This window comes from Pseudomonas sp. B7, from assembly GCF_016735645.1.
Lineage (GTDB): Bacteria > Pseudomonadota > Gammaproteobacteria > Pseudomonadales > Pseudomonadaceae > Aquipseudomonas > Aquipseudomonas glycinae.
This window is the reverse complement of sequence record NZ_JAERRE010000005.1, coordinates 98,033-111,178: the sequence shown is the minus strand read 5'-3', so window position 1 is coordinate 111,178 and position 13,146 is coordinate 98,033. Positions and strand designations below refer to the sequence as shown.

Below are 13,146 nucleotides of genomic sequence, written 5' to 3'. Positions count from 1 at the left end.
TTCAGGAATCGCCATGCGCTCAATTACACGTCTTGCTTTCGCCTTGTCTCTCTCCGTTGCCGCGTTGAACGCCCAGGCGGCCAATGTGCTGGTGGTGCTGTCGGACTCCGACCATCTCGATCTGAAGGACGGCAAGGTCTTCAGCACCGGTTTCTACCTCAACGAACTGATGCAACCGGTCAAGCTGCTGCTCGATGCCGGCCACACCGTGACCTTCGCCACCCCGACCGGCAAGGCGCCGACACTGGATCGCTCCTCCGATGACAAGATGTATTTCAACAATGACGTGGCAGCCCTGCAGACCCACAAGGCGCTGCTGGAAAAACTGAAGATCACCTCGCCCGGTGAATCGCCGGTCATCAGCCTGTCGCGGGTCGAGCAAGTCGGCTACGAGCATTTCGATGCTGTCTACATTCCGGGTGGCCACGCACCGATGCAGGATCTGCTGCACAGCCAAGCGCTGGGCAAACTGCTGAACAACTTCCATCAAACAGGCAAAACCACTGCGCTGGTGTGCCACGGCCCGATTGCGCTGCTGTCGACCCTGACGGATCCGACCGCATTCACCCGCCAGCTGGAAACCGGCAAAGCCACGACGGCAAACAACTGGACGTATGCCGGCTACACATTCACGGTCATCAGCAATCAGGAAGAAGAAATCGCCAAAGGCCTGTTGAACGGCGGCGCGATGAAGTTCTATCCGCAGACGGCACTGGAGAAGGCCGGCGGTGTTTTCAGCAGTAACACGGCGCCGTGGGCCAGCCATGTGGTGGTCGATCGCGAACTGGTCACCGGACAGAACCCGGCGTCGGCCCTGGCCGTGGGCAAGACCCTCGTTGACCGCTTGAAGTGATCTCGGCGCCCTCGCACTTTCACCGTTTCGGCTAACCTGACGTTGCACCCGACGATGATTGCCCATCGACGGGTGCTCCGACCTTGATGCCCACGAAACGGAGAATTCCATGCTCAAGCGAACCCTGGCACTGACCGCTGGTCTGGCCCTGTCCCTGTCCGCCGTGCTGGCGCAAGCCGCGGAGGTGTTGAAGGTCAGCGCGATTCCCGATGAAGCCCCGACCGAGCTGCTGCGCAAGTTCGAACCGCTGGGGTCTTATCTGCAGAAGCAACTGAACATGAAAGTCGAGTTTGTGCCGGTGGCCGACTACCCGGCAGTGGTCGAAGCATTGGCCACCAACCGTCTCGATCTGGCTTGGCTCGGTGGCTTCACTTTCGTCCAGGCGCAGTTGAAAAGTGATCCAAAGGTCATTCCGCTGGTGCAGCGTGAGCAAGACGCCCAGTTCACCAGCAAATTCATCACCGCCGACCCGAACGTCAAAAACCTCGCCGACCTCAAGGGCAAGACCTTCGCCTTCGGCTCCGTGTCGTCCACCTCCGGCAGCCTGATGCCGCGCTACTTCATGCTCAAGGACGGCATCAAACCGGAAAGCTATTTCAGCCGCGTCGGCTACTCCGGCGCCCACGACGCCACCGTCGCCTGGGTGCAGGCCGGCAAGGTCGACGCCGGTGTGCTGAACGCCAGCGTCTGGCAGAAACTGGTGGATGCCGGCAAGGTCGACACCAACAAGGTCAAGGTTTTCGCCACCACCCCGGCCTACTTCGATTACAACTGGACCGTGCGCGGCACCCTCGATCCGGCGCTGGCGGCGAAGATCAAAAAAGCCTTCCTTGACCTCGACCCGGCCAACCCCGAGCACAAGAAAATCCTCGACCTGCAAGCCGCCAGCCGTTTCATCGAAACCAGCCCGGACAATTACAAAGGCATCGAGGAAGCCGCCCGCGCCGCCGACTTGCTGAAATGACGCTGCGCCTCAAACAGGCTTCTCTGCACCACGCCAATGGAGTGGAGGCCTTGCGCGGCGTGGATTTGCAGATCGAGGCCGGCGAGCAGGTGGCGATCATCGGACCGTCCGGCGCCGGCAAATCCAGCCTGCTGAATATGCTGGCGACCGCGATTCGGCCCAGCAGCGGCGACATCGAAGTGCTCGGCGAGCGCGCCTGGCACTTGTCCGCCCGCCAACGCCAGCGCCTGCGTGCGCGCATCGGCCTGGTGCATCAGGCGCCGCCGCTGCCGCCCCGGCAACGGGTGGTGACGGCGGTGCTGGCCGGCAAACTCGGGCAATGGAGCCTGGGCAAAAGCCTGATCAACCTGCTACATCCACTCGACGTGCCCGGCGCCCGCGCAGCCCTGGCAAAACTGGATCTGGCCGACAAACTCTTCAGCCAATGCCAACAATTGTCCGGTGGGCAATTGCAGCGGGTCGGCATCGCTCGCGTGCTGTATCAGGCGCCGGAGGTGTTGCTGGCGGATGAGCCGGTCTCGGCGATGGACCCGGTGCTGGCCGGGCACACGCTGTCGACCCTGTCGCGCCATGCCCGTGAGCACAACGTCACGCTGGTGGCGAGCCTGCACGCGGTGGAACTGGCGCTGTCGCACTTTCCGCGCATCGTCGGTCTGCGCGAGGGGCAAATCCTGTTCGACTGCCCGTCCGCGCAGGTCAGCCGCGACATGCTCGACACCCTCTACGCCAACGAACAATTGCAATCCCCGGCGCCCGCCGTCACCCCACTGATTGTGCAGATTCCCCGATGCTGAGCGCCGACAACCGCGACCCCGCCGCGCTGCCCCGGTTGCTGCTGACCGGGCTGGCGATTGCCTTGCTCTGGCCCGGCATCCAGCTCAGCGAACTGGATCTGGGCGTGCTGTTCCACGCCGACAGCCAGAGCGAAATGGGCCGCTTCGTGTCGATGTTTTGGCCACCGGCCCATGACCGCGAGTTTCTGCAATTACTGCTCAAAGCCACCCTGCAAACCCTGGCCATCGCCACCGCTGGCATGGCCCTGGCCCTGCTGCTGGCCGTGCCGGCCAGCCTGCTCGCCAGCCGCGCCCTGTCGCTGACCGCCGCCTCCCGCAGCGGCCGCCCGAGCCTGTTGGGCCGCCTGCTGCGCTGGCCGGTGCGCGGGCTGCTGATCTTCCTGCGCAGCGTGCCGGAAATCGTCTGGGCGCTGCTGTTCGTGCGCGCCGTCGGCCTCGGCCCGGCGGCGGGCGTGCTGGCCATCGCCATCACCTACAGCGGCATGCTCGGCAAGGTCTACGCCGAAATCTACGAATCCACCGACCAACGCCCGGCCCACGCCCTGCTCCAGGCCGGCAGCGGCCGCCTCGCCAGCTTCGCCTACGGCGTATTGCCCAACGTCGCGGCGGAACTGCTTTCCTACACCGTCTACCGCTGGGAATGCGCCATCCGCGCCTCAGTGGTCATGGGCTTCGTCGGCGCCGGCGGCCTCGGCCAACAGATCGACCTGTCGATCCGCATGTTCGCCGGCGGCGAAGTCGCCAGCATGCTCCTGACCTTCCTCGTGCTCGTCCTCGCCGCCGACCAACTCAGCCGCCTGCTGCGCTGGAGGCTGGCATGAAACGCCTGATCAATTCGGTGCTGATTCTCGCCATCGTCGCGGCCGTCATTGCCTCGTTTGACTATCTGGGCCTCGATCTTGAAGAACTCGGCAGCGCTACCAGCCTGAAACAGATGGGCTTGTATGTGGGGCGTTTCCTCAGCCCCGACCTGAGCGCTGACTACCTAAGCGCCATCTTGCGCGGATCGATGGAAACCCTCGCCATGTCCGCCCTCGGAACCCTGCTCGCTGCCGTGCTGGGTCTGTTGTTGGCGCTCCCCGCCGCTGGGCGATTTGGCTGGTTTTTTCAGAGTGCCGCGCGCCTGCTGCTCAATGCCCTGCGCGCCATACCCGAATTAGTGTGGGCTGCGTTGATGGTGCTGGCGGCTGGGCTTGGGCCGAATGCCGGGACACTTGCGTTGGCCCTGCACACCACGGGCGTGTTGGGGCGGTTGTTTGCTGAAGCACTGGAGAACACACCGCCGGAACCGGCGGATGCGATTCGGTTGCAGGGGGGGAATCCGATATTGGCGTTCTGCTACGGCACGCTGCCGAACCTGGCGCCGCAGTTGCTGGCGTATTGTTTGTATCGGTGGGAGAACAATATTCGGATGGCCAGCGTGTTGGGGTTTGTCGGGGCTGGGGGGTTGGGGCAGATGTTGTATGTGAGCTTGAGTTTGTTTCAGGAGGCGCAGGCGGGGACGGTGATATTGGCGATGTTGGTGCTTGTGTGGGGGGTGGATTCGTTGAGTGCCTGGAGTCGGGGGCGGTGGGTTAAGGCATAGGATGTAATGTTTCAAGTCAAGATTTCTAGTGCAACGCCACTCTCCCCCTCTGCATTTTTCAAAGTAACCCTCAAAACTTCCTCCAACATTAATACACCGAAAACAATCCAACCCATTGAAAATAAAAGAGTAATCACAAGAACAAACAAAACATGGATATAGTAATGGCCGTTTGCTAGTGTATAGAAAGCCAACCACAGTTTCCAAGGAACGTCATGGTCACGAAACGTACCACTCAACAAATAGCTCCTACCCCCTTACCATTGAAACTGATACAACCGAGAGATGAAGCAAAAAACAGACTAGGAGAAAGAATTGAAAAAGGATTAGAACTTAAGCAGAGGAAAGTCGATACCCGCGAGACTTACGACATCCTATTAAAAGACTATCAGAAATGGGATGCTTTCAACAAAGAGTTACTAAAACAGCTCTTCAACACAGACGAACTTGCAAAAGAATATAGTCATTATGGCGTAGCTGCCATGATCATGCGAGAACCATCTCTTGGTGAGAAAATTGCAGATGCTTTCAAAAAATTTGACACCAAGATACATCGAATCGACTCAATTATCGAAAGAATTGAACTAATACCAATTGACGAAAAATTAGTCTTTGACGCAAGCAAAGAAAATAACATAACCAACGAAAAACAGCCTCGAACCAAAAAAGTTTTTGTTGTACATGGTAGAGACGAAGTCGCCAAAACAAGCTTAGAGGTGTTTTTGCATGAAATAGATTTAGAGCCAGTAGTACTTCACAGACAAGCTGATGAAGGGTTAACAATTATCGAAAAATTCGAAAAGCATAGCGATGTAGGCTATGTATTTATTTTACTTACTCCTGATGAAGTGGCGTATTTAGCAAGCGACGAAGAGAAGCCAGACTCTGAACGCATGAAAGAGTATCGAGCCCGCCCAAATGTTATATTTGAATTTGGCTATTTTATTGGAAAATTTGGACGCTCAAGAGTCTGCTGCTTATATACAGGAAACGTTTCACTACCAAGCGACGTCAATGGAATCATCTATAAAAAATTTGATAGAAGCATAGAGGAAGTTGCATACAGCATAATAAAAGACCTGAAAGCATCAGGCTATGCCATTTCATAACAATATTAAAATTAGATCATCAACATCGAGAGCCTAGTGTCATGGAAGAAAAAAGTCTAAAAATAACAAAAAACCTAAAAGTTGGAGCACTAGACGCCGAGGCCGACACAGACTTATTGAACAAGTGCTTTGTAGATAATGGGTACTTAACGCAAATTATGGACGTTGACTCGCCGGCCTCAATTGTTCTCGGAAGGACAGGTTCTGGGAAAAGCGCACTTTTATACAAAGTAGCTCAAACGACTCAAAAGCATGTGATGCTTGACCCCAATGACGTATCAGTTAGATTCCTGGAAAGCTCAGACATCGTTCAATTTTTTGACACTTTAGGTGTGAGCCTTGACTTGTTCTATCGGTTATTGTGGAGACATGTGCTGACTGTAGAATTTCTCAAGCTCCGATATGACATAAAGTCAGAAAATGACAGTAAAGGCTTTATTGACGGACTTTTTAGCTCTTTCAACAGGGATGCAACGAAGAGAAAAGCCATCGAATACTTTAATGAGTGGGGCAATAACTTTTGGCTGGATACCGACGAGCACTTAAGAGAAATAACCAAAAAGCTCGAAACGGATACCAAGAGTTCAATTGGATTGAAGTATGCAGGAATAAACCTCTCATCTGACGGGGCGTTAAAATTATCAGAACAGGAACGAACAGAAGTCAAACAGAGAGCCAACCAGGTTGTAAGCAGCTTGCAAATTAGAAAGCTTAATGAAATTCTTGACTTACTATCTGAGCATTCTTTTTCGGACCCTCAAAAAAAATTCTTCATACTGATAGACCACTTAGATGAAGAGTGGGCGGCAACCGAAACCAGAGTCAGATTCATTAGAGCACTCATAGAAGAGATAAAAAGTTTTAGAAAAATTAGACAAGTAAAGATAATCGCCGCTCTGAGAGAGGACTTGCTAGACCAAGTATTTGATCGAACTCGGGACTCCGGATTTCAACAGGAAAAGTATGAATCGTACCTAATGAGCCTTAGATGGTCCACTGAAGACCTGACTCGAATGGTAGAGTTAAGAATCAATGAAGTATTTAAAAGCCAATACACAAAACAACTAGTAAGCATTAACGACCTTTTCCCAAAGCCTCGAAAAGGTGGTGGGCAAACTGCAATTGATTTCATAATTGAAAGAACGCTGAGAAGGCCTAGAGATGCGTTGCAGTTCGTAAACGAGTGCTTTGCAATTGCGTACGAGCGAGAAAGAATTTCTTGGAGATCTTTATTAGCTGCAGAAGCGCAATACTCTGAAAAACGTCTTAAATCTTTAAAGGAGGAATGGGGTAACGTCTTTCCAAGCTTCGATGAAACAGTGGAAATCCTACGCAATATCAAAGCAACTTTCTCAAAATCTATGATTAAAGACACGGTACTTGAGGAAGTCATGATTGCCCTAAGTTCTGGTGATCATCGAGACCCATGCGTGACGACAGTGAAAAAGTTTTATGAGCCAAATAGCAACATAAAAGAATCCGATTTACTAATTACAATGCTCTCATGTCTATACAGAGTTGGTGCAGTTGGTTTAAAAACCAGTTCTGTAGACACGTACATCTGGTCACATGTAGATCAGTCATCTGCGACAAGAGGCGAAATCAAAAGAGCGGAGCACTTCAAAGTACACAAAATGCTCCACCGAGCCCTCGACATCATCGTTGACCAGCACGAAATTTTCGATCAAGAACTGATAGATTAATTAAACAAAACCCAACACGGAGTACTCCCTGTCTCCAAACTATCAAAATCGAGATCAAGCTGAACAAACAAAATTAACTAATAGCGATATTACGGGAGGCGGCCACTAGCTTTTTCCAACATATGAAAAAATCTACCCGGCGCCGCTAGCGAATAAGAAACACCCACTAAAATTCAGTTATCATTAACCACGCTAAGCGACAGTCGCACTGATACAAAAGAGGAGCCTGAACATTGCTCGATGAATTCACCACAACTATAAAAGCCCAGCTTTATGAAAGAGTTAGCAGCCCTCTGCTAAGCTCTTTCATTTTTTCATGGTGCGGCTGGAATTATAAATTTCTTTTAGTAATCCTTTCTAGCATCTCCGCACATGAAAAATTAACCTACATCGAGCTAAACATATTCCCAACCTTAAGCAGTAAAATAACTTACGGCGCGCTACTACCACTACTTACGAGTCTATTTCTGATTTTCATATACCCAATACCTGCAGAATTCATATACAGACATGTAAAAACGAATCAAAGACGCTTAAAAGAAATACAACAATCCATTGACGACGAAAGTCCACTCTCAAAAGAGCAAGCGAGAAAGATTCGAAGAGAGGCCCTTGAAAACCAATTGAAATACGAGTCCGAAATAGATTCAAAAACCTCCGAGAACTCAAGATTGAAGGAATTAATCTCTGAACTTCAACAAAAAATAATTAAACTTGAAGAACCTCTTGAAACAGTAGACAAGAACGCTTCTGGCGACATTAGTAGCACTACCTCGCCGACTGAAACCCCAGCAGAAGCAGAGACCGCCAAGCAACAATTAGACAAACCTCCTTTAAAAAGTACGGAAACAAATATAGACCACATACTTTCCAATAAAAGCCTATTCAAAACAATTAGCACTTCAGAACTCGACAGCATCATGAGAGAAAGCATCTCAAACTACATTCAAGATCTTAATTCATTCTCAAACTTAGAGTTCAACGTTATCGCCAATAAAGGAAAATTAGCAATCCTTCTAATGCGATCTGACGGTTCGTATTTTCCTTACATTTCTGCTGAATACACACCTAGCACAGCATTTAGCGTTCTTGAGTCACTAAAATCAGCACTATTAAACGATAAACCACCGACCAAAGGTGAGTAGGAAAAATAGCGGACGGATTTATTTTCAGAAGATGAGGCCATTCTTTTGGTCCATGAAGGCATTGTGATAGCATTCCCGCGCCTCCCCCCGGAGAGGGGGAATTTTTCTACATCCCGCAAGGAATATGCCCCGTGAAAGACTTCGTCATCAGCGTCAACAACACCGTCCTCTATCTCTCCCTGGCATTCATCTGGCTGGTCGCTATCGTCGCGATTTTCACCACTGGGTTCTTGCCGGCGCTGGGTATCTTCGTGGCCGGCACCCTGTGCTGGTGCATCATTTCCGGCTTCTGGTTCGTCCAGTCGGCGACCTACGAAGAACTGCGCAAGCTGAACGCCAGCAAAAACTGAAACATCAGGGTGGAGCCTTGAGTGCCCCGCCCTACCCTGAGCGCTTGGTTCCGTGCCAAGCGCTTCTCTCTGCTGCGAACTACTCGCACGGCCCCGCCTTCTCCGACATCCGGATAACTTCGCCCTTTTCTCTATTCAGCCGATAAGGGACGGGACTGTTTCTCAAGAAATATGGCCTCGCCTTTGAGAGCTTAAACAGCTCCGTTTAAAGCAACCCGCCGTAACTTCCCCGAGGCTACAACGCCTTGCGTCATTGCCTACGACTACGCCAGAATCCGCCGGCTTGTGTGTCTACAGCGCGGGTTTTATCGTTTCCGGGTCACTGAAAAACAGTGATCGGGTTTGGTAGCCCGAGATAAACACAAGATGCAGAGCACACCATCGCGGCGGTCAATCGCCTCGGCTTAATGGTGGCCATGCACAGGGCGTCTTCGGGCGCGCCGGTCTCCTTGTGTCCCGGTCTACCAACCTGCGTATGGCCACCACCCAACGTTTGGTAGCGTGTGGGTGATGGCTCCTGATGACGACACAAGGAGTTTCACCATGATCAAGCCAACACCCAACCCACCCGAAACCGACCCCACCTCCCCCTACGAATCCCCCAACTCCAAAAAACTCCACGACGCCGCCGAGCGCGCGCTGGATCACTACCTGTTCCCCGCCGCCGGGATCATGTCGTCCTTGAACGAGCCCGAGCGGATGTACCTGGCCAATCCGAAATTCAACACTGAATGCCTGCTGGCCAATGCCAGCGAAAACCTCGGTGCGGCCAGTGAGATGCTGAGTAATTTCGCGGCCACGCTCGATCCGTCGCATCGCAAGACGGCGATCGGTATTGCGCAGATAGTGATGATTGCCGAGCTGGCGGTGAATCAGGCGCTGGATCACGTCGAGGTCGCGTAAGTCGGCGATGGCTGTAGGAGCCGTTCGTGGCGGCTTCTACAGCGCGACTTATTGAGTCTCCCGTTGCAGGAAAAAGTGAGGCTCAAGAGGTTATGGAATGCAAAACAGCCCGGGCCGACACCCTCGTTAACGACGAAGGGCGTCGGCCCGGGCTGTTTGCGTTTCAGTAAATCGAACCACGGAGCCTTGATCCAATTACTGCATCAAATGCACATATGAACTGCAATCAACCCAACTAGTGCTCCAAACGCAGGCCTTTAGACTCTCCCCACGATCAACGTAAGGGAGCGTTCAACATGGTCACCAGCGCCGTCATCCATCAAACCGGTGAGCCTCAAGTCATTCAGCTTGAGCCATCCACCGCGCAAACACCCGGCCCCGGCGAGGTCTGGCTTGAGCAGTTCGCCATTGGCGTCAACCCGCTCGATTTGAGCCAACGTTCCGGTGCCGCACCGTTGGCGTTGCCTTCCGGGTTGGGGCTTGAGGGTGCCGGGCGGGTTGTGGCGGTGGGGGCCGATGTGACGAACGTGGCCGTCGGCGACCGGGTTGCTTATGCCACGGGCCCTATTGGCGCCTATGCCAGCGCCCGCCTCTACCCGGCCAATCGGCTGGTGAAGATCCCCGACAGCTTGAGTTTCGAGGACGCGGCGGCTGTGCTGTTCAAGGGCATCACCGCGCAGTATTTGCTCAAGTCCACTTACCCGGTCGGGCCGGGTTCGACGGTGCTGATCTACGGCGCGGCCGGTGCGCTGGGGCAGATCATGGTGCCGTGGGCGAAGCATTTGGGGGCGTTGGTGATTGGTGTGGTGTCCGGCGCCGAGAGTGTCGAGCGGGCGCGGTTGGCGGGTTGTGATGAGGTGTTGGTGTTCGATGCGGCGACGCTGGCCGACGCGGTGGCCGACCTCACCCAGGGCAAGAAAGTGGATGTGGTGTACGACCCGATTGGCCGGGTGTCTTTCGAGGCGTCGTTGAATTGCCTGCGTCCGCGCGGGTTGCTGGTGTCGTTCGGCATGGCGTCGGGGGCGCCGGCGCCGGTCGAGATCAGCACTCTGAACGCCAAGGGTTCGCTGTTCCTGACCCGACCGTCCCTCGCCGCCCACACCGCCACGCCGGAGGAATACCAGCAGCGTGCAAAGGACGTGTTGCAAGCGATTGACGCCGGTATCATCCGGCCCAATGTCGGGCGTCGTTATCCGCTGGCGGACGCCGCCCGGGCCCATGCCGATCTGCACCGGGGCGGTTTGCCGGGGGCGGTTGTGCTGGTGCCTTGAGTCTTTTTTTCGGGTCATCCACGAGGGTTGTCGTTGCATGGATCTGTTCGATAGCCGTCAGGCCGATGAAGTCGCCACCCTGCTGGCCCTGGCCGAGCACGGCTCGTTTGCGGCGGCGGGCCGGACGTTGCAGCGCCATCCCTCGGTGCTGTCGAAACGGCTCAGCGCGCTGGAGTCGCGGCTGGGGGTGCGGCTGATCGAGCGCACCACCCGGCAATTGCGTTTCACCGATGAGGGGCAACGGCTGGTGGCGCGGTTCGGGCATGCGGTCAGCCTGATCGCCGAAGCGGAGCAGGATGCGCGCGAGGGTGCCGCCGAAGTTCGCGGGCGTTTGCGCATCGCCCTGCCGGCCGCCATGGGTCGGCTGTGGCTGGGGGATATCGTTTCGGCGTTCGCCCTGGCCCATCCGAACGTGGCGCTGGAAGTTGAATATGCCGAGCGCTTTGTCGATATCGTCGCCGAAGGTTTCGACGCAGCGATCCGCATTGGCGAGCTGGCGGACAATCGGCTGGTGGCGAAAAAGCTCTGCGATCACCGTCGAATCCTGTGTGCCGCGCCCTCCTACCTTCAACAACACGGCGAACCGAAAACGCCGGCAGATCTTGCCGGCCATCATTGCCTGGGGTTTACCGGGTTGCATTCGTATCCCGAATGGCGGCTGACCCGAGGCGACGAGAAACACACTCTGAAAATCCGCAGCCGACTGGTCAGCAATGACAACCAAGCGCAGCTGTGTGCCGCGCGCATGGGCGTGGGGATTTTGGCCGGCGGCGACTGGCTGATGACCAAAGACCTGCGCGAGGGGCGCCTGGTGCGGGTGCTGCCCGAGTGGCAACTGGATGCGGACACGGGGGTTTATCTGGTGCGGCCTTCGGCCCGGTTCAACACGGCGACCACTACGGCGTTCAAGGAGTGGATCGAGGGCGCTTTTGCCGAGGGTGCGCCTTGGATGACTCTGCCCCGCTGATTTACCAGCCGCGATGGGATATCGTGCCGGCCTCGGAATCGACGTGCATTCATGGAGGAAAAATGCGGATTTATAGGACAGGGGCTTTTTGCGCGGGCGTGTCCATACCGGGACGCCTGAGATTCAAAACATTCCTCATCGCCATGTCAGGCTTCTTTGCCCTCACCCAAACGGCGCTATCCCTCGCCGATACTGCCAATGGAAAAGCCCTCTACTCCCAGCGATGCGCCGTGTGCCACGGAGCCGACATCAAGGGCACCGGGCCGTTGGCCAGGAAAAGCAATCCGCCGACACCTGACCTGACCACCGCTGCCTTCAAAAAGCGACTGAGTGATTACCCGGGCGTTATCGTGTCCTCGGTGATTCTTCGTCCCAACGGGGATTTGATTCCAAAGACCTTGCGGGAGAATGGCGTGAAGATCCCCCCGCACGCCTGGAGCGTTAACGACTTTCGCGACTTGCATCAATATATGAGCGGTGTGATTTCCCAAACGAACAAATAAGAATGAGGCAGCTCTGTTATCTGGTGACGGGATAATGGGTCTGCCTCATTTTCACAATCAGGCTGCATCCACCATGACCGATACGTTCCAAGGCAGTTGTCTCTGCCGCGCCATCAAATACGAAATTACCTCGCGACCCAAAGCGTTTTCGCACTGCCATTGCAGTCAGTGCCGCAAAAGCCATGGGGCTGCGTTTGCCAGTTATGGCAGCGTGCCATGCAAGGATTTGCACCTCATCCAGGGTGCGGATCACATGACGGCTTACCGCTCTTCTGAATCAGTACTTCGAAAGTTTTGCAGCCAATGCGGCTCGTCGTTGTTCTGGTCGAAAAGCAATGGCGATCATGCCGATTGGGTTTCCATTGCACTGGGGACTTTGGACACGGATTTTACGGCCGAAAAACAGCGCCATGTCGAGGTCGCGTCCAAGGCGTGCTGGTATGAGATTCGGGATCTGTGGCCGCAATCTCAATGACGGCGATGAATCGAAAGCTCGGTTGAATCTACAAACTAATGACTCCCCCTCTGCGCGCACATAGATCAACTACAGTTTGCTTTACCCATCTCCAAGGATTGTCATCTATGGCTGCGGATCAGGATCGTTTTTCACGCGCGTTCAGCTTTGTTCTTAACAACGGCACCGAACTGTTTCCAGTGCAAATGAAGCGCAGGAGTACCGGAATTGTCGCCTATCGAATTTCTCGTGGGGGGGCTAACGGAAACACGCTGGAGGCCGGCGAGGAAGTTGATGAAGCGACAATGGTTCATAAGGTCCTGGACCTTGGTTTTGCCGTTCGCTGCTCATCGCTGGATGGAAAGACCAAAGGCTTGTACAAATCAAATCAACGAGCTGTACGCGACGTACGTCGAAAATGAATCAAAAATGGGGACAGATCTATTTATCCGGTGGTGAAAAAATAGATCCGTCCCCATTCCTGTGGTACTGCATTCCTGACAGGAATGCCCCCATAAAAAACATGAATTTTATTTAAGGCGCCC

At 54.4% G+C, this 13,146-nt stretch carries 15 protein-coding genes; all 15 read left to right on the top strand.

Going from position 1 to position 13,146, the window contains the following annotated elements:
* Nucleotides 1-13 precede the first annotated feature (13 nt).
* A complete protein-coding gene (locus JKA62_RS13580; protein WP_201818230.1) occupies nucleotides 14-853 on the top strand; it encodes a type 1 glutamine amidotransferase domain-containing protein in 840 nt (279 codons plus the stop codon).
* Nucleotides 854-962: 109 nt separating this feature from the next.
* Nucleotides 963-1,817, top strand: coding sequence for a putative selenate ABC transporter substrate-binding protein (locus JKA62_RS13575; protein ID WP_201818228.1), 855 nt, complete (start codon nucleotides 963-965; stop codon nucleotides 1,815-1,817).
* Nucleotides 1,814-2,611, top strand: coding sequence for a phosphonate ABC transporter ATP-binding protein (locus JKA62_RS13570; protein WP_201818226.1), 798 nt, complete (start codon nucleotides 1,814-1,816; stop codon nucleotides 2,609-2,611). The genes JKA62_RS13575 and JKA62_RS13570 overlap by 4 nt, the downstream gene beginning before the upstream one ends.
* Complete coding sequence (locus JKA62_RS13565; protein ID WP_201818223.1) at nucleotides 2,605-3,432, top strand: PhnE/PtxC family ABC transporter permease; 828 nt, start codon at nucleotides 2,605-2,607, stop codon at nucleotides 3,430-3,432. Before JKA62_RS13570 ends, JKA62_RS13565 begins: the two co-directional genes overlap by 7 nt.
* On the top strand, nucleotides 3,429-4,196 hold the full coding sequence (gene phnE / locus JKA62_RS13560; RefSeq protein WP_201818219.1) for a phosphonate ABC transporter, permease protein PhnE: 768 nt from the start codon (nucleotides 3,429-3,431) through the stop codon (nucleotides 4,194-4,196). Before JKA62_RS13565 ends, phnE begins: the two co-directional genes overlap by 4 nt.
* Before the next feature lie 215 nt (nucleotides 4,197-4,411).
* Nucleotides 4,412-5,305 (top strand): TIR domain-containing protein, encoded by an 894-nt coding sequence (locus JKA62_RS13555; RefSeq protein WP_179695219.1) that lies wholly within the window; start codon nucleotides 4,412-4,414, stop codon nucleotides 5,303-5,305.
* Nucleotides 5,306-5,346: 41 nt separating this feature from the next.
* Nucleotides 5,347-7,008, top strand: coding sequence for a P-loop ATPase, Sll1717 family (locus JKA62_RS13550; protein ID WP_179695220.1), 1,662 nt, complete (start codon nucleotides 5,347-5,349; stop codon nucleotides 7,006-7,008).
* 233 nt (nucleotides 7,009-7,241) lie between these two features.
* A complete protein-coding gene (locus tag JKA62_RS13545) occupies nucleotides 7,242-8,153 on the top strand; it encodes a hypothetical protein (protein ID WP_201818217.1) in 912 nt (303 codons plus the stop codon).
* 131 nt (nucleotides 8,154-8,284) lie between these two features.
* Nucleotides 8,285-8,503, top strand: coding sequence for a hypothetical protein (locus JKA62_RS13540; protein ID WP_201818215.1), 219 nt, complete (start codon nucleotides 8,285-8,287; stop codon nucleotides 8,501-8,503).
* Between the two features lie 543 nt (nucleotides 8,504-9,046).
* The gene (locus JKA62_RS13535) at nucleotides 9,047-9,406 is read left to right on the top strand and encodes a DUF6124 family protein (RefSeq protein ID WP_108561607.1); all 360 of its coding nucleotides are present in this window, start codon (nucleotides 9,047-9,049) and stop codon (nucleotides 9,404-9,406) included.
* A 296-nt stretch (nucleotides 9,407-9,702) separates the two neighbouring features.
* Entirely contained in the window at nucleotides 9,703-10,677 is a 975-nt protein-coding gene (locus JKA62_RS13530) for a quinone oxidoreductase family protein (RefSeq protein WP_201818213.1), read from the top strand.
* A gap of 37 nt (nucleotides 10,678-10,714) precedes the next feature.
* On the top strand, nucleotides 10,715-11,644 hold the full coding sequence (locus JKA62_RS13525; protein WP_201818211.1) for a LysR family transcriptional regulator: 930 nt from the start codon (nucleotides 10,715-10,717) through the stop codon (nucleotides 11,642-11,644).
* Between the two features lie 143 nt (nucleotides 11,645-11,787).
* Entirely contained in the window at nucleotides 11,788-12,147 is a 360-nt protein-coding gene (locus JKA62_RS13520) for a c-type cytochrome (RefSeq protein WP_201818393.1), read from the top strand.
* 73 nt (nucleotides 12,148-12,220) lie between these two features.
* On the top strand, nucleotides 12,221-12,622 hold the full coding sequence (locus JKA62_RS13515) for a GFA family protein (RefSeq protein WP_201818209.1): 402 nt from the start codon (nucleotides 12,221-12,223) through the stop codon (nucleotides 12,620-12,622).
* A gap of 107 nt (nucleotides 12,623-12,729) precedes the next feature.
* Entirely contained in the window at nucleotides 12,730-13,023 is a 294-nt protein-coding gene (locus JKA62_RS13510; protein ID WP_201818207.1) for a hypothetical protein, read from the top strand.
* Nucleotides 13,024-13,146 lie beyond the last annotated feature (123 nt).